The sequence below is a fragment of the Paludisphaera sp. genome, assembly GCF_037189885.1.
Classification (GTDB): Bacteria; Planctomycetota; Planctomycetia; order Isosphaerales; family Isosphaeraceae; genus Paludisphaera.
In genome coordinates this window covers 1-17,091 of sequence record NZ_JBBCIR010000059.1, presented here as the reverse complement: position 1 = coordinate 17,091, position 17,091 = coordinate 1, and the positions used below count along the sequence as shown (strand labels likewise).

The following is a 17,091-nucleotide window of genomic DNA, read 5'->3' as shown; positions in this document are numbered from 1 at the left end:
CCCGAATCAACAATTCGGGCCGCCCTCGCCCCGCGACGAGGCCCCGGCTTCGGGGGCTTCGGGCGGGGCCTGTCGGTGTGATCGGGCCGGGGGACATCGGGTTATCAGGCGATCCGGGGCGTCGGGCTCGACGCGGGCGAAACGACCGGCGCGACCGTCAGGGTCAGCGTAGGAGCTTCTCGCGAAGCTCGCGACCCAGGAGCTTCAACTTCTCCTTGTCCGGCGGCGCGACGATCCGGTCCAGCGCCGATCCCGTCCCCGGCGCGTGGCCCAGGACGCTCACCTGGAGGTCGTCCACGGTGCCGTGGAGCTGCAGGCTGCTGAGCGCGGCGACGTCCAGGTCCAGCTCGGCCAGGATCTGGCGGGCCTTGGGCGGGACCCTGTCGGCGATGCCGTCCAGGCTCATGCGATAGTCGAGGTTGCCGTCGAAGTCGGTCCAGCCGGCGATGATCAGCGGGGCCTTGGCGATGTTCAGGGCGAGTCGCTGGGTGTGGACGCGGCCGTCCTTCACGGCGACGTCGGTGCGGAGCGACCCGACGCGGCCGCGCGACGGCAAGGGGACGGACTTCTCGACCTCGGAGAGCAACTCGGAGCCGTCGAGCTGGATCGGGTCGATCAGGATGCGACCGTGGCCGACGAGCGTCTGGCGCAGCAGCTCGCGGGTCTCGCCGTCGCCGCGGAGGTACATCTCCATCGTGACGTCGCCGCGCACCTTCGGCGTCGCCCCGGCGAGGACCGGGACGAGGTATCGCAGGAACGCCATGCCGTCGTCCAGGACGACGCTGTCGGCCCAGAGCCGGCCCTCGAAGACGGGCCGGCCGGGGACGCGGAGGAGCGAGCCGGAGAACTGGAATTCGCCCTCGTTGACCTCGCCGCTCATCGTGCCGGCGATGGTCCGGCCTTCCTCCCAGGTCCCCTCGCCGTTGACGTTCTCCAGGAAGACGTCGGTCCGGGTGGGCTCGTCGATGACGCGGATCCGGGCCCGCTTGACGACGATCTGGAGGTTGGTCGGCCCGCTCCCCTTCGGCTCGGCGGACTCGGTGGGCTCGACGGCCTCGCCCGAGTGGACCAGGTCGGCCAGCTCGAACGTGCCGTCCTCGCGGCGGCGGACCCGGAGGTCGAGGCCGTCCACGTCGAGCGCGGTCGCGTCGAGGCTCCCGGTGATGATCTGGAAGACGCCGACGTCCAGGTGGACCTTCTCGGCGACGAGCCACGGGTCGTCGGCCGACTCCGGCGCGCCGATCCTCAGGTTCTTGAGGTCGATCCCGCCGGTGAAGCAGACGGCGAGCGAATCCAGGTCGACCGAGCGCCCGCTCGATCGCTCCAGCGCCGCGGCGACGTGCTTTCGCGCCCAGTTCGTCGGCGCGACGAGGACGATCAGGCACCAGAGCAGCGCCGGCGTCGCGACGACCCCGATCGGGACCAGCAGGAGCCGGCGGAACCAGCGGCATTTCATCGGAATCCCTCCCGAGCACCCGAAGGGCCCGGCCCTCCCCGGCCGTCCTGGCCGGCGCGACGGTCGCGACGACGACCCGCGGCACGCCGCCGATCGACCGCGAACCATAAGCGAATCGCCCCGACCCTGCAAGAACACTTCAAGGGCCGGTTCCGGCTCCGGGGTCAGCGGGGGTCCGTCGGCCCGGTTTCCGCCTCGTCCTCGTCGTCCGCCAGGTCCTCGCCCTCCTCGACGGAGTCCCCCGTGTAGACCGGCTTGCCGATAGCGGCCTCGATCAGCGCGAGGAGCCGCCGCTGCCGGTCCTCCATGAACTCCTCGAACGAATCGGACCGGAGGAGGTCCGGGTCGATGAGGTGGGATCGGAGATAGGCGTCCAGCCGGCTCCGCTCGATGGGTGGGGTGTTCGCGTTCCCCGCCTCGAGCTTCGCCAGGTACGCGGACGGGGCGGCCCCGCCGACGATGCGGTTGGTGCGGTAGGAGAGGGGCGTCTTGTTGATGATCGAGTCGTACACCGCCGGCTTGATGCCGCGTCGAGTGCACCAGTCCCGCGGGAAGACGTGGTGGATGTCGACGTTCTCGCCGAAGAACACAGTGTGGTCGAAAGCCTGGCCGGAGCGCCAGTCCAATGCCCCCTCCTTCATCAGGAGAGCGTTCATCCCCTTGTAGGCGGCGGAGAGGCGCATCCGCATGGTCTTCAGCCGGTCGGCGCGGAACATCGTCTCGCTGACGGTCGACGGCTCGGGGCCCCCGGCGAGCCAGGCGGGGACTTCCAGGAAATCGCGGGCGTTGCGCGTCTCGACGGACGAGCCGTACAGCTCGCCGAAGACGCCGTTCCAGTACCACCGCACTAGCTTGGCGCGGTTCGCCTGGTGCTCCCAGGCGTCGCCGATGTCGGCCAGGATCGCGGCCAGCGGCACGATCTGCGACTGATAGGGGAGGTCGAAGATCTGATAGACGCGAAGTTGATGGAGGAACTTGGCCGCCTTCCCGAAGCCTTCTTCCACCTGGCGTTCGTACCGCTTGTAGGCGGCGAGGGGGAGGTTCAGCAACGCCTGGCGATTCCCCGAGACGGCGGGCAATTCCTTGCCCTGCTTCCCGGCCGCCTCGGCCGCGTTCCTGCGGTCCCTGGTGTGGAACAGCGAGACGGCGTGCAGGAAGTCAGTGTTCGAGACGCCGGCGATGATCCCGGACTCCTGCCCCGGGAAGTGGAGCGTCCCGCGGAGTCGGGCGTGGCGGCCGGGCGTGACGCCGTCGCCGTACCAATCCTTCCGCAGTTCGTATCCCGACGAGGCGTAAGTGGCCGTGACGAGTTCGAAGGCGTCGAGCGGTTTCCCCCCGGTGTTGACCTTCTCGAACACGACGCACACGGCTTCCTTGGGCGTCGCCCGATCCAGCGTGATGACCGGGACCTTGTAGCGCTTGAAGTTCTCCAGGACGTCACGCTTGAAATCCCGGAACTCGCGTCGGACGCCTTCGTGGGCGTCTCCACGCCAATGCTCATGGAAGCCGTCCTGCCATTCGTCCCATTCGAAGACGCGGGTGACAGGGAACATCAAGTTTTCATATTCCAGCGCGGGCGTCGACAGATCCAGGATGGTGTCCCGGCCGAAGTCCTCGCGGACACGCCGGTCCTCGGGCAGTCCGACCACGGCGTCCTCGCGGTCGGATGCCGGGTCCATGGCCTTTCGGATGTCGATATAGAACCACCGCTTGACCTTCTTCTTCTTCGGCGTAATCGTCTCGACGACCTGGTCGCGCAGGCTGACCTGATACAGCGAGGTCATCCGCTGTTGCCCGTCCAGGAGCAGGTATTCCGCCCGGCGCGCCCCCGCCTCGATGGGGGCGCCCTCGATCGGCCGGGGCTTGAACTCGGCGTCTCCGCCCGTCTCCAGCGTCATCAGGGCCCCGATCGGGAAAGCCCTGGAGACCGACGCGATCAAACTGCGGATGCGCTCCTCGTCCCACACCCAGCTGCGTTGAAAGTCCGGGAGTTGGAGGTCGCCGCGATGGCACTCGTCCAGGAGTTCGTGGAGGTCGACGGGGTTGGTCTTGAATGTCGAACCAGCCATGGAGCCATACCCTCGCCAGTCTTGCGGCACGGACATGTCGACGTGCATCAAGTATAGCCCGCGGGCCCGCAAACTCCCATGAGATGGCGATCTTGTCATCTTAACCAGGCATGTCCTTGCCGTCGAAAACGGTGTCGGCGAGGGAGCGGATTCTGCCGGGGTTGATGGGGGAGGTGACGACGATGGCGACCAGGTCTTCGCCTGGAGCCTGAAGGTTGCCGATCGATCGGTGATCGCCGAGGCGGGAAACCGAGACGGTGCCGGCGGGGACGGGGCGCGACAGGGTCGGGGCCAATCGGCCGCACGGGGTGTCCGCGAAGTCGATCTCCGTCGCGGTGCCCTCCACCACCAGGAGGACGCGCGCGGCGTCTCCCTGTTCCAGGATCGGGCCGAACTCGCCGGATCGCCAGGCCAGGACGTCGACGGCGAAGTGGCTCGATTCGTGGATGCGCGTGGTCCGGCCGCCGGCCTCGGGGGCGCGGGCGGCCTCGCCGAGCGTGGCGCGGTCGACCCGCAGGGCGACCAGGCCGCGACGGATTAGTGCCTCCGGGAGCGGGGCGTCCAGGCGAGTCCAGCGATCGAGGGTCGCGCGGAGCGACTCGCCGGCAAACGGGCCGTCGTGGTGGGGAGGCGGATCATGGGCGGGCACCTCGACGTGGGGGCCCCGCGCGTGCTCGGGGGCCGCCTTCGGCTCGCCGCCGCTGAAGAGTCGACGGAAGCGTTTCGAATGAGATCCGCGCTGGCGATTCACTCGATCGGCCCTCCCTGGCCCGGAACGGTGATTGATGGCCGCGAGATCGTATCTATGGTCGTCGATCCGTGCAAGGCGGAACGGCGGCCCGTTCGGCCGCGACTCCGAATTCGTCCGGGTGGGAGTCCGTCACGGCTCCCGATCTCTCAGGGCCCGCCCGAGGACGCCCCGCCGCTCCGCTTCGCCTCCTCCCATTCCATCAGCTCCTGGAGGCTCGGATGCGGCGGCTCCTCCGGGGCCGGGGGCATCGGCTCCGACGGAATCGCCGCGCCTCTCAGGTATCTCGCTTCAAGGTCGGCGTAATGCTTCACCCGCGCGGCATGCCAATCCCTCAACGGGCCGGGCTCCTGGTTGCCGAGGTCGGCCTCCGAGGACAGCCGATTGGCGGCGGCCAACTCCGCCAGGCGAAGGCGATCCGAGCGGATCTGACGCATGCGCGACTGCGCCTGGAAAAGGTTCACCACCCCGCCGGCGACGGCGAGCGCGACGACCAGGATCAAGATGGCCCGGGTCGAGACCCACGGCTTCCGCTGCTCGGTCATAAGGTGCTCCGGGAGGCGAATCGGTCGGGCGGGATGTTCGGCCAGCGTCCTCCAGGCTATCGGAGCCGCCTTCCACGACAAGGTCTCGGTGGCGAACGCAAACAAGGTCGCGCTCCGGGCTGTTGCGGGGCCGCGCGGGATGCGACAGAATCGGACGCGTCGGGCCGATCAGCACGTCACGAGTCCCCACGGGGCAGCCGACCATGATTCCACGCGCGCGTCTCGTCCTGTGCGTCGTCGCGACGATGGGCCTCCTGTCTCAAGGTCGCGCGGACGACCTGCCGGTCTACGCCGACGTCGAGTTCCAGCCGCTGGCGGCGCAAGCGCGTCGGGTCGCGCAGGCGCTGGAGATGCTGGGCGAGCCGCTTGGTGAGGAAGATCGGGCCAGGCTCGACGCGGTGATCGGGGCGGCCGACGAGGCCTCGGGCGTGGCGGCGATCCAGGAGATCCTGGACGCGCGCTGCCTGGCGGGCGTGGAGATCAACCCGGAGAGCCGCGTGAAGTCGGCCCCCGGCCCGGCCGCCCCGGTGCTGGTCCAGGGGGGCTGGAGCGTCTTCCTGGTGAAGGTCCGCAACGAGGCCGGCGTGACGGCGCGGCTGCTCGTGGAGAGCCCCAACGCGGCCCCCATGCACAAGCAGTCGACCGGGGCGGCCGAGCCGGAGGCGACGATCGGCAAGGCGGACGTGGTCGAGCGATGGTGCGACGTCGCCATGCACGACGAACGGCCGATGGTCCGACGACTTTCGGGCCTGCCGGTCGAGTATCGCGTCATCCAGATCGCCTCGCGCGACGCCGGGCGTCGCGAGGCCAAGCTGACGTTCGGCGTGGGGCAGGGGAGCCAGGATCTCGGCTTCCGCAGCGACCTGGACGTGCTGTTCACCGTCGCGCCGGCGGTGGCCGTAACGCTGGGGGTCCGCGACGTCGACGATCGGCCGACGACCGCGTCGTTCGTCATCCGCGACCGCCTCGGCCGGGTTTATCCCTCGCTCAGCCGCCGCCTCGCCCCCGACTTCTTCTTCCACGCGCAAGTCTACCGGGCCGACGGCGAGACCGTCCTCCTCCCCGCCGGCGAGTACGAGATCGAGTACACCCGCGGCCCCGAGTATCGCGTCCAAAAGCGGGCCGTGACCGTGCCGGCCGGGCCCACCCATCGCGAGGACTTCAAGCTGGAGCGCTGGATTCACCTGGCGGCCATGGGCTGGTACTCGGGCGACCACCACGTCCACGCCGCCGGCTGCGCCCATTACGAGAGCCCGACCGAGGGGGTGCGGCCGGAGGACATGTGGCGGCACATCGTCGGCGAGGACCTGGACGTCGGCTGCGTGCTGAGCTGGGGCCCGTGCTGGTACGCCCAGAAGGAGTTCTTCGGCGGCAAGGTCCACGAGCTGTCCACGGCCGAGAACCTCATGCGATACGACGTGGAGGTCTCCGGCTTCCCGTCGTCGCACGCCGGGCATCTCAGCCTGCTGAGGCTGACCGAGGACGACTATCCCGGCACGACCCGCATCGAGGAATGGCCGAGCTGGGATCTGCCGGTCCTGAAATGGGCCAAGGAGCAGGGGGGCGTGGCGGGCTTCTCCCACACCGGCTGGGGCCTGAGGACCGAGTCGAACGCGATCCCGACCGACGAGATCCCGCCGTTCGACGGCATCGGCGCCAACGAGTACATCGTCGACGTGGTCCACGACGCGGTCGACTTCATCTCGACCGTCGACACGCCGATCCCCTGGGAGTTGAACATCTGGTATCACACCCTGAACTGTGGATACCGCACGCGCGTCAGCGGCGAGACCGACTTCCCCTGCATCTACGGCGAGCGTGTCGGCCTCGGGCGGTCGTACGTCAAGCTCGACGGGAAGCTCGACTTCGACGCCTGGGTCCGGGGGATCAAGGAGGGCCGCTCCTACGTCTCCGACGGCCGCAGTCACCTGATCGACCTGCGGGTTGACGACCTAGCGATGGGCGAGGAGGGGAGCGAGCTGAACCTCCCCGCCGCCGGGACCGTCAAGGTCCGGGTGAAGGCGTCGGCCCTGCTGGCCGAGGAGCGGAGCGCGGAGACCGAGTCCATCCGATCGAGGCGGCTGGACGCCCAGCCCTACTGGCACGTCGAGCGAGCCCGCGTGGGGGCCTCTCGCAAGGTGCCGGTGGAGATCGTCGTGAACGGCGTGGCGGTCGACCGCCGCGAGGTGGAGGCGGACGGGTCGATCCACGACCTCGAATTCGACGTGCCGATCGCGAAGTCGAGCTGGGTCGCCGCGCGCGTCTTCCCGTCGTCGCACACCAACCCCGTCTTCGTGATCGTGGACGGCAAGCCGATCCGGGCCTCGCGGAAGTCGGCCGAGTGGTGCCTGAAGTCGGTGGACCAGTGCTGGAGCCAGAAGGAGCCGGCGATCCGCGATTCCGAGAAGGAAGCCGCCCGCGCCGCCTACGACGCCGCCCGGGACGCCTACCGCAGGATCCTGTCGGAGTGCGAGGAGCCCGGAGACGAGCGATGAGCGACATGCACGACCGCGAGCTGGCCGGGGCGTTCGACGGCCAGGCACCGAAGTTCGAGAAGGCGCCGGTGCAGAGCGACCCCGCCGCGTTGGAACGGCTGACTCGCGAGGCCGGCTTCCCCTCGGGATCGCGGCTGCTCGACGCCGGGTGCGGCCCGGGACTGGTGGCCGAGGCGTTCCTGAGGGCCGGCTGTCGCGTGGTGGGGGCGGATCTCTCCGCCGTCATGATCGAGAAGGCGCGGGCGCGCTGCGCCTACGCCGGCGAGGCCGCGACGTTCATCCAGGCCTCGATCCATTCGGCCGAGGTGGCCGAGCTGGGGCCGTTCGACGGGGCCTACTCGCGGTACGTCCTGCACCACGTCCTCGACCCCCGCGCGTTCCTCGCGCGCCAGGTGGAGCTGGTCCGGCCGGGGGGCCGGATCATCCTGTGCGACCACCTCGCCAGCCCCGACCCGGCCGCCGCGCGGCGGCATCAGGAGCTGGAGGTCGCCCGCGACCGGACCCATACGCGGAACCTCAGCGGCGGCGAGCTGGTCGACCTGTTCGCCGGGGCCGGGCTGGAGGACGTCCGGTATTGCGAGGAGCCCTTCGAGCTAGACTTCGACGAATGGTTCGACCGGGGCACGCCGGGGGAGTCCAAGGCGAGCGTCCGCGAGGTGATGCTCGCGGGCGTCGACGCGCGCGGCTTCCGCGTCGCGCCGGGGCAATCGCCCTCGATCCGCATCGAGTGCGTGAGGGCCATCGTCTCCGGCCGGCGGGCCTGACGGCGAGGCCCGCCGGCCTTCGGGTCAGGTCAGCGGGTAGACGGCCCGGGAGGCCGGGATGTCCACGCCGCGACGCCGGTAGACGTTGTTCAGGATCGTGAACCGGGGGTAGCCCAGGTTCGAGTTCCCGGGCCCGCCGACGTTGTTGCCGGCGATCGACATGTAGTCGCGGAAGCCGTCGAAGACGTTGGCGGAGCCGCCGGAGCCGCCGATCGTCGCGTGGATCTGGCTGCCGATCCCGGAGACGCCGAACGTGGCGACGGGGAAGTCGGCCGGGATCTCGAATCGATTCCCCACGATCCGGGCGTACGAGTTCCAGGGCTGGTCGCCCCAGAACGAGATGCCGGACCAGTGGTTCCCGCTGAACAGGTTCCCCATGATCTGGATCTCGTTCGGGGCGCTGTTGATGAACACCCCGGCGGCCGTGTTGCCGATGAACTGGTTCCCCTGGAGGTGGCCATAGCCGGTGAAGCCCGCGCCGAACTCGATTCCGTTCATCCCCTCGGCGGCCCCGGAGATCCGGCCGCTGTAGGCGAAGGTGTTGCCGATGTAGACGGCCGTCGACGCCCCCCAGAGCAGCGCGCCGCAGCCGTCGGTGGTGTTGGCGATGTAGGAGCCGAACATCTCCAGCCGCGCCGTGCCGTTCGAGGTCACGCCGAAGATGCGGTTCCTGTTGAAGACCGAGTTCTCCACCTTGGCGTAGGAGTTCCCGCCGACGACGAGGCCGCCGGCGTCGCCGCGGTAGCCGGCCGCCTGGCCGTTGTTGGAGGCCGAGATCCCGTAAAACGTCCCCCAGACGCCCTCGGTGAGGTAGACGCCGCTGCCGGTCGCCACGCCGTCGAAGCGGCTGTAGCGAGCGTTCACCGTGGACGGGATCCCCTTGTCGCTGACGGCGAGCAGGCCGATCCAGCGGGTGCCGTCGGTGCGGATCAGCCCGGTATTGATCGACGAGGCCATCGCGGCGATCCCGCGGCCCTCGTTGCCCGGCGAGTACAGCCAGAGGTCGTCGAACGAGATATTGGTCGACTGATAGACGAAGACGGCGTCGAGGGAGTTCGGCTGGATGATGGTGGACCGGATGCCCGTCCCGGCGAACGTGAGGTTGCTCTTGGAGAAGAGCTGGACGTTCTCGCGATAGACCCCGGAGGCGAGCCGGATGGTCGCGCCGGGCCAGGCCGCGGCGACGGCCGCGCCGATCGTCCTGTACGGCGACGAGTGGGGCCCGGCCCCCGGCCCGTCGTTCCCGGTGGCCGGGTTCACGAAGATGGAGTTCGAGGTCGGGAAGTAGCCGCTGAACGGGATCCCGTCGCCGGACGCCGAGCCGTAATAGCCGATCGACCGTCCGTCCCGGTTCGTGTTGATGGCCCAGAGCAGCTGGCCGCTTGGCTGGCGCGAGACCACCGCCAGCGCCGGGTCGTGGGTGCCGTGGAAGTCGAAGATCAGCGGGGTCGCGCCGGGGGCCCCGCCCATGCGGTAGACCTGGTCCGGGACGCGGTCGGAGTTGGTGTCGACCAGCCACTGCCCGCCGTTGTAGATGACCGGGTCGTCGACGCCGTCGTGGTTGAAGTCGGCCATCAGGGGGACGTCGCCCCGCGTGCCGCCGTAGCCGAAGGCGATGGAGACGTTTCCGCTCAGGTCCGTCGAGAAGACCCAGAGGCCGGTGGAGGCGTCGTACAGGCCGAGGTCGGTCCTGCCGTCGCCGTTCACGTCGCCCGTCACGGGGGTCCACCCCGGCCCGCCGAACCGGACGGCCTTGCCGACGGTCCCGTTGTTGGCCGTGTCGAGGTACCAGACGCCGGTCGACGGCCGATAGACGGCGACGTTCGTGATCGTCGTGCCGAGGAAGTCGCCGAACACGGGGACGTCGCTGGAGAGGCCGAAGCTCCGGACGATGTCGACCCTGCCGGTGGCCGTGTTGTCGATGTGGAAAGTCAGCGTCCCGTTGTTCGGGACCGCGACGCCCAGCCCCGGGGTGAGCCCGGCGGGATGGACGCGATCCTCCACGCGTTCCATGTCCGGCCTCAGGGAACGGGACCGACGCCTCGGCTTCAGCGAGAGTTTCCGCACGACACCGTCTCCGGATGCTAGCTCGAGATGACCGGCCGAATCTGGCACGTTACACCATAGGACGTGGCGGCTCGAATGCAAATACGCGGCCCATCGCCGCCCCTTAAATTTCCCCTCCCATGGCGGCGCGCGATTCGCGGCCTGGCGTTGGACGGCGGATTCGAAACGACGCCGGCCGCCCTGTCGAGCGGCCGGCGTCGGGTGTTGGTCAAAAGGTCCGTCCGTGGGCGGGCCGCGATCAGCGGGCCTCGCCGGCGAGCGCGACGCGGCCGACGGTCGCGCCGTGGGGCGCGGAGGTCCCCGTCGCGATCGCGCCGGCCTCGGCGCGAAGGACGCGAGTCGTCGCGCCGGCGGGCTCGAACTCCGGCTCGCGGTGATCGGGATCGCCCGGGCCGGCCGCGCTCTCGGCGGCGGCTCGGATCAGGCGGGCGTAGTCGGCGATCTCGTCGGCGTAGCTCGGGATTGACTGGAGCACCCAGGGGGAGGCCGCCGCCATCGTCTCGCGACGCGCGGGGTCGTTGGCCAGGGTTTCCAGGTGGTGGGTCAGGAGGGGGACGTCGCCCGGGTGGTAGACCAGGGCGTTGAGGTCATGCCTGACCTGTTCCGGGATCCCGTAAACGGGCGTCGTGACGATCGGCAGGCCGCGGGCCATCGCCTCCAGGATGACGTGGGGGTAGCTCTCGACGCGCGAGGAGCAGCAGAAGACGTCGGCCGCCTGCCAGTACGCCGCGGTCTCCCCGGTCTCGGCCACGATCAGGAACCGATCGGCCCGGTCCTCCGGCAGCGCCGCCGACAGCCGACGCAGCTCCTGGCTGTACTCCAGGCTGTCGCGAGCCCCGACCACGACGCAGCGCAGCTTGCGGGCCGTCTCGGGCGCCATGGCCGCGAAGGCGTGGACCAGGTCGTGCTGCCCCTTCCGATCGCAGACGGTGCCCAGCAGCAGGACGCAGACCTCGTCGTCGCCGATCCCCAACTCGCGGCGGGCGTCCTCGCGGGGGCGGGACTCCAACTCGGCGTGGAACCGGGGGGCGTTGAGCGAGAACCGGATGAGGCCATAGTTGCTCCGCGTGTCCAGGGCTTGCCAGACGTTGGTGGACGCGTGCGACGAGAAGACCACCCGATACGGCACGGCGACCGACTCCAGCGCCATCCTGGCGATCTCGCGCGGGAAGTTGTCGTAGTAGGTCTGCCAGGGCTCGCTCTCGTGGATGCTCCACACCGAGGGGAGCCCGGCCGCGCGGGCGGCGTCGATGGCCCAGAAGCTCTGGAGCGTGTTGGCGTGCAGGGCGTGGAAGCCGCCGTCCCTCAGCAGGTCGACCATCCGTCCACGGGCCTCGGCGTAGGCGTCGGGCCCGCCGAACAGGTTGACGAGCGAGGCGTCGACCCGGATCGGAATCCCGGCCTTCTCGTACTCCGCGCGTAGCGGGCCGTCCACGGGGCTGACAACCATCGGCTCGTAGCCGCCGGTCGCCTTCAGGCCCGCCACCATCTCCAGCTCGAATCGCGAGGCCCCCTCCCAGTTGAGGTTGTGGCTGACGGCCAGCAGCCGAACCGGGGCGTCGTCGGAGGTCGGCACGACGGTCGGCTGGACGACGTGGGCCTCGCTCCGGGGATCGAAATGGGGGCTAAAATAGGGGTCGCGACGATGGCCGTGCATGCGGCGGTAGTTCGCCTCCTCGCGGGGGTTGTCGCCGAAGCCCCGCGTGGCGCCCTCGTGATGGAACAGCTCGGCCTCGGCGCAGACGACGTTGCGATACCCGGCGTCGTGCAGGCGGTAGCCGTAGTCGGCGTCGTTGTAGGCCACGCCGAAGTTTTCCTCGTCGAAGCCCCCCATCTCCAGGAACAGCTCGCGAGGCGTGATCATGCACGCGGCCGTTACCGCGTACGCGTCCCGGCTGACCCTGGCCAGGCCCATCGCGCCGCCGTCCCACCAGGGGAGCAGCTTGAAGGCGTGCCCCGCCATCCCTTCGTGCAGGCCGTGGACGATCCCCGCGTGCTGGATCCGACGGTCCGAGTAGAGCAGCCGCGCCCCGACCGAACCCACGCCCGGCAGCCGCGACCAGCCGACCATCTGGCTCAGCCAGCGCGGCTCGATCACCTCGACGTCGTTGTTGAGGAAGACGATCAGGTCTTCACGGAGGCCTCGGACGGCCGTGTTGTGGATCGCCGCGTAGTTGAACTTGCCGTCGGCGTTGGGGATCCGCAGCACCGTGGCCCGCGCGGTCGCCAGGTAGGCCAGCGTCTCCGGGTCGTCGCTCTCGTTGTCGATGATGTAGACGCGATAGTTGCGGTAGGTCGTCGCTCCCAGCGATTCCAGCAGGTTCTGGAGCAGCTTCCTCTGATTCTTCGTCGGGATGACCACGGCGACGGACGGGCCGTCGTCCGGCATGACGGGCTGGTACATGCCGCAACCGGCGGCGAGCGCCCAGGCGGGCTGCTCGACCCGGCAGGGGACGCCTCGCCGCGCGAACGCCTCCTCGACGGCGCGCCGACCGGCCTCGAAGCTGTGCGGCTTCTCGTGACCGCTGGCCGCGGTCGAGCCCGGCACGACCCGCCAGTGGTAGAGGATGTGGGGGACGTGCGCGACCCCCCGCGCCTTCTCGGACGCCCGCAGCCAGAAGTCGTGATCCTGCGAGCCCTCGAATCCCAGCCGCATCCCGCCGACCTCGCGATAGAGGCTCGCGCGGACGGCCGAGACGTGGCCCGTGTAGCAGAACGAGAGCAGCAACTCCGGCGACCAGTCGGGCTTGAACTGGGGAGCGAAGCGGGCGCCGGAGAGGTCCGTCTTGTCGTCGTCGCTATAAACCATGTCGACCGCGGGCTCGCGGTCGATGGCGATCGCCAGGCGGGCGAGCGCCTCCGGGTGCAGCGCGTCGTCGTGGTCGAGGAGCACGAGCCATTCGCCGGATGCGACCTCGGCGGCGGTGTTGGTGGCCGCCGAGATGTTCCCGTTGGCGGGCCGCGTCACGACCCGGACGCGCGGGTCGGCCCAGGGCGCGGTCGCGAGCAGCGCGAGCGTCGCCGGGTCGTTGCTGGCGTCGTCGGCGAGGATCAGCTCCCAGTCCTCGTAGGACTGCGCCTGGACGCTCCGCACCGCCTCTTCCAGCAGCTCCGGCGGCGTGTTGTAGACCGGCGTGAGGATCGAGAACGACGGCCGGCGCGACAGCCTCGCGACCTCCTCCGCGAGCCGTTCCGCCCGCCGAGGCGAGGGGCCGTTCACCGCGAGCCAGGCGTCGTAAGGATCGATCGGCGTCGGGGGATCGAAGTAGGGGCAGGGGGGGCCGGCGACGAGCCGCGCGGGGAGGATCTTCCGGAGGACGCGCCGCGCCTTGTTCCCCACCTTGCGCCCCGTCTTCCCCATCGCCGCGCCGACCCCGTCGGAGCGGACGACCTGGACGAACCGACGCGAGAGTCGCTTCGCCCGGACGAGCCTCGCGTAGAGCCTCGGCGCGATCCGCGCGAGGTCGCGGCGGAAGCGGCGGCTCAGCGCGCCCGCGAGCGCCCGGCTGGCGTTGAGGATTCCCATCGGCTCGGGCTCCAGGTAGACGATGACAGGCGGCGGTGGCGCGATCGGCTCCGGCTCGGGCTCGGGCTCGACGACCGGCTCGGGCTCGGGCTCGATGATCGGCTCCTCGACGATCGCCGCCGGTGCGGGGGCCGGGGGGGGCGTGGCCCAGAGGATGATCGCTTCGGACAGGGACCGTCGCGCCTGCAACGACCGCTCGGACGGGTTGAGGATGATCTCGCGATAGACTGCGACGGTCTCGCGGGCGACCTTCTCCCAGGTCAGCTCGCGGACGCGGCGATATCCGGCCTCGCGCAGCTCGCGGCGCAGTTCCGGCTCGTCCGCCAGCCGCGCCATCGCCCGCGCGAGGTCCGCCGGCGCGAGCCCCTCGGCGAACAGCGCCGCGCCGCGGCAGACCTCCAGGACCGACGTGAATGGGAGGGCGGCCACGGGAGTACCGGCCGCCATCGCCTCCAGCGGCGGCAGGCCGAAGCCCTCGTAGAGCGACGGGAAGACCAGCCCCAGGGCGTTCTGGTAGAGGACGCGCAGCTCCCGATGGGTCACGGCGCCTAGGAACCGCACCCCCTCCATCGGCCCGCGAGTCGTCGCGGCGTCGCGCGTCCGCGGCGCGCGACCGGGGAGCACCAGGGATGGCGTCTCCGAGCCTTGGCGACTCGCGCGGAACGCGGCGTACGCCTCCAGCAGGGCGGGCATGTTCTTGTGCGGATAATCCGACGCCATCGCCATGAAGTACGGGCCGGAGATGCCCATCCGGGCGAGCGCCTCGTCGGCCTCGGCCTCGAACGTGGGGCCGCCGAACTCCTCCAGGTCGCCCCCCTCCAGGACCGGATGGACGGCGTCCGGGTCGACGATGGAGCGGAACTCCCGCCGGACCTCCTCCGCCGTGATCGCGGAGGGGGTGAGGACCGCCTGCATCGCCGGCAGGACGAGCCGGGTCGTCTGGCGGTGGGAGTCGAAGGCCTCCTCGTCGCCGAACGCCTCGGCCATGCGATAGGCGATCAGGTCTTGATGCGTCACCGCGACGTGCGCCCGCGATTCGAACAGGAGCCTCGTGTGCGCGGGGTCGAAGATCTGCGCCGGCTTGTGGATGACGTGGACGTCGTCCGCCCAGTCGTCGGGGTGGACGAGGCGGCCCTCGACCCCTTCCGCCTGGAGCGGGTGGAAGGCCAGCATCGTCAGCTCGACCTCGGGCAGCTTCGCCAGCGCCTTGCCCAGGCTCAGGGCGTACATCTTGGTCCCGTTCATCTCCAGCGGCAGGTGCCGCAGGTCGAGCGCGACCCGGATCCGGCCCGACGTGGCGACCTCGACCGCGTGCCTCGCGAGCGCGGCGTCGAGCGTCCTCGCGTGCCGAGCGGCCCGTCGGCGCATCAGGTCGGCGGCGAGCGGCGCGGGGCCCTCGACGGGGAGCGGCGCGGTCGGCTCGCCGACGGGTTCGCGGAGGACGATCGACCGGCAGGCGCGAAGGGCGAGGAAGCCGCGGGCGAGGGCTCGCGACAGCCATTCGTCCATGGCCTCGCGGGGATCCTCGATGGCGGCGTCGGGCGGGCCGACCGCGTCGAGCACGTCGCCGCGGAGGTAGTTGCCGGCCAGCCCCGCGCGATGGATCTCGACCGAGTCGGGAAGGCCCGCGACGGCCGCGAGCAGCCGGTCGACGTCGACCCCGTGGGGCTCGTCGAAGCCGTCGCCGTCCGTGATCGGCGCGACGAGCGCGACTCGCTCCGCCGAGCGCGCCGCGCGGGCGAGGGGGTCGAGCCAGCCGGGGGTAGGTACGGCGCCGGGGGCGAGCGTCGCGACGTCTCCCCGTCGCTCCCTCAGCGCGAGGGCGACGCGACCGGCCCAGGTCAGCCCCCCCTCGCACGCGATCGGGACGACGCGGGAATCGGACCGGGCCAGCTCGGCCAGGGCGTCGTGGGGGCTATCGACGACGATCAGCAACCGCCCCGTCGACGAGCCGCCGCAATCCAGGAGCCGACGCGCCAGGTCGACGGGGTCCGGGCCGCCCGTCATGACGGGCGCGATGATGTCGACGAGGCGGTCGTGGCTCATGATCGGGCTCCGATGGCGGCGGTGGATCGTCGGCCGAAGGGCGCGGAGGCGCCACGACGACGCGCGTGCGGAGCGTGGTGTACAGCAGGGGGGGCGGGGGGTCAAGGCGGGTCTCGCGGGGCGAAGCTCGCCTTGTGCGCCAGGGGCGGGCGGCTATAATCCCGCGCGAATCGGCCCCCGTCGGCTCGCCTCGGCACGGGGTCTCATGTCCCTCCGTCCCCATCCCCCGACAGAAAGGTAGCGAGCCCGCATGGCGACTTCCAGCCAGTCCGCTCCCCCCCGCCGCGGCCTCCTCGGCAACCTGTTCCCGCGCGCGAACCCGGAGGGGCCCCGGGGCGAAGGCGCCGACAAGTCGGCGAACGTCCAGGCCCTGGAGACGGAGATCTCCTGGCTCAAGATGCAGCTCGCGCAGTACCGGCACGAGCAGTCGCAATTCGAGGGACAGGAGCCCTTCTTCCTGGGCACCGATCGGATCAAGGACATCATCCCGCCGATCCCCGGCGCGGGGGTGCGGGCGACCGCCGGCTCGCCGTCGATGGTCGGCTACGTCATCTCCAGCGATACGTGGCAGTTGCTCATCAGCCGGCATCTCAAGGAAGGATCGGTGCTGCTGGACGTCGGCTGCGGCAGCGGCAAGATGGCCCGGGCGCTGGCGTACCACCCGTACATCCGCAAGTACGTCGGGTTCGACGTCCTCAAGGATAGCGTCGACTTCTGCAACGAGTACCTCGTGCCGAGGATGGGCGACAAGTTCGAGTTCCACCACCTCGACGTGGTCTCCTGCTACAACCCCAACGGCAAGATCAAGCCGACCGAGGTCCGCTTCCCGGTCGCCGACGGCTCGGTCGACTTCGCCTGGGGCTGCTCGCTTTGGACCCACCTGTTCGAGGAGGACGCCCGCCACTACCTCCGCGAGGTGCGCCGGTCGCTCGCCCCCGAAGGCCGCTTCCTCCCCACGATCCACGTGAACCCCGAGCCGGGCACGAAGTATTCCGGCGACGAGGTCAAGGCCGACATCGACAAGGACTACTTCTTCCAGATGTGCGACGACGCCGGCCTTGCGGTCGTCGAGGAGCTGGGAATGGTCCTCGGCCAGTTCGCGACCCTGCTGCGGATCAAGTGACGCCGAGGCGTCGAAGCCGACATTCCTCGCGAGCCCCGGCCTCCCAACGGCCGGGGCTTTCTCATGCGCTCACACGCGAGCCCTCCCCGTTGGGCCGATGACCCGGCTCTTTCGGGATGGCATCAGGGCCGGCCGCTCGCCGTCGCCGAGCGTCTCTTCTCCCATCGTGGGAGAAGTTATCCGAAGGCCGGATAAGGGGGCGGCCAAGCATTTTTTGTGGTGCGGCCGTCTCGGCTGCACGTATAAGCTCGC

The 17,091-nt window shown here is 70.2% G+C and carries 9 protein-coding genes; 3 read left to right on the top strand and 6 right to left on the bottom strand.

Annotation, left to right across the window (positions count from 1 at the left end):
- Positions 1–163 precede the first annotated feature (163 nt).
- The 4 genes from WG209_RS17090 to WG209_RS17075 form a co-directional block, all read right to left on the bottom strand.
- The gene (locus tag WG209_RS17090) at positions 164–1,456 is read right to left on the bottom strand and encodes an AsmA-like C-terminal region-containing protein (protein WP_337176288.1); all 1,293 of its coding nucleotides are present in this window, start codon (positions 1,454–1,456) and stop codon (positions 164–166) included.
- Between the two features lie 164 nt (positions 1,457–1,620).
- Positions 1,621–3,525 (bottom strand): DUF262 domain-containing protein, encoded by a 1,905-nt coding sequence (locus WG209_RS17085; RefSeq protein ID WP_337176287.1) that lies wholly within the window; start codon positions 3,523–3,525, stop codon positions 1,621–1,623.
- 100 nt (positions 3,526–3,625) lie between these two features.
- On the bottom strand, positions 3,626–4,276 hold the full coding sequence (locus tag WG209_RS17080; protein WP_337176286.1) for a hypothetical protein: 651 nt from the start codon (positions 4,274–4,276) through the stop codon (positions 3,626–3,628).
- A gap of 146 nt (positions 4,277–4,422) precedes the next feature.
- Entirely contained in the window at positions 4,423–4,818 is a 396-nt protein-coding gene (locus WG209_RS17075; RefSeq protein ID WP_337176285.1) for a hypothetical protein, read from the bottom strand.
- 203 nt (positions 4,819–5,021) lie between these two features.
- Between WG209_RS17075 and WG209_RS17070 the strand changes: the two genes are divergently transcribed.
- Together WG209_RS17070 and WG209_RS17065 are read left to right on the top strand one after the other, a co-directional pair.
- Positions 5,022–7,313: a CehA/McbA family metallohydrolase gene (locus WG209_RS17070; RefSeq protein WP_337176284.1), complete on the top strand. Its 2,292-nt coding sequence runs from the start codon at positions 5,022–5,024 to the stop codon at positions 7,311–7,313.
- Positions 7,310–8,077, top strand: a complete 768-nt coding sequence (locus tag WG209_RS17065; protein WP_337176283.1) for a class I SAM-dependent methyltransferase — start codon at positions 7,310–7,312, stop codon at positions 8,075–8,077. The genes WG209_RS17070 and WG209_RS17065 overlap by 4 nt, the downstream gene beginning before the upstream one ends.
- Positions 8,078–8,101: 24 nt before the next feature.
- On the opposite strand, the gene WG209_RS17060 is transcribed toward WG209_RS17065, so the two are convergent.
- Positions 8,102–10,090, bottom strand: coding sequence for a right-handed parallel beta-helix repeat-containing protein (locus tag WG209_RS17060; protein WP_337176282.1), 1,989 nt, complete (start codon positions 10,088–10,090; stop codon positions 8,102–8,104).
- A gap of 292 nt (positions 10,091–10,382) precedes the next feature.
- Complete coding sequence (locus WG209_RS17055; RefSeq protein ID WP_337176281.1) at positions 10,383–15,716, bottom strand: glycosyltransferase; 5,334 nt, start codon at positions 15,714–15,716, stop codon at positions 10,383–10,385.
- A gap of 250 nt (positions 15,717–15,966) precedes the next feature.
- Here WG209_RS17055 and WG209_RS17050 point away from each other — a divergent pair, with 250 nt between their 5' ends.
- Positions 15,967–16,839, top strand: coding sequence for a class I SAM-dependent methyltransferase (locus WG209_RS17050; protein ID WP_337176280.1), 873 nt, complete (start codon positions 15,967–15,969; stop codon positions 16,837–16,839).
- Positions 16,840–17,091 lie beyond the last annotated feature (252 nt).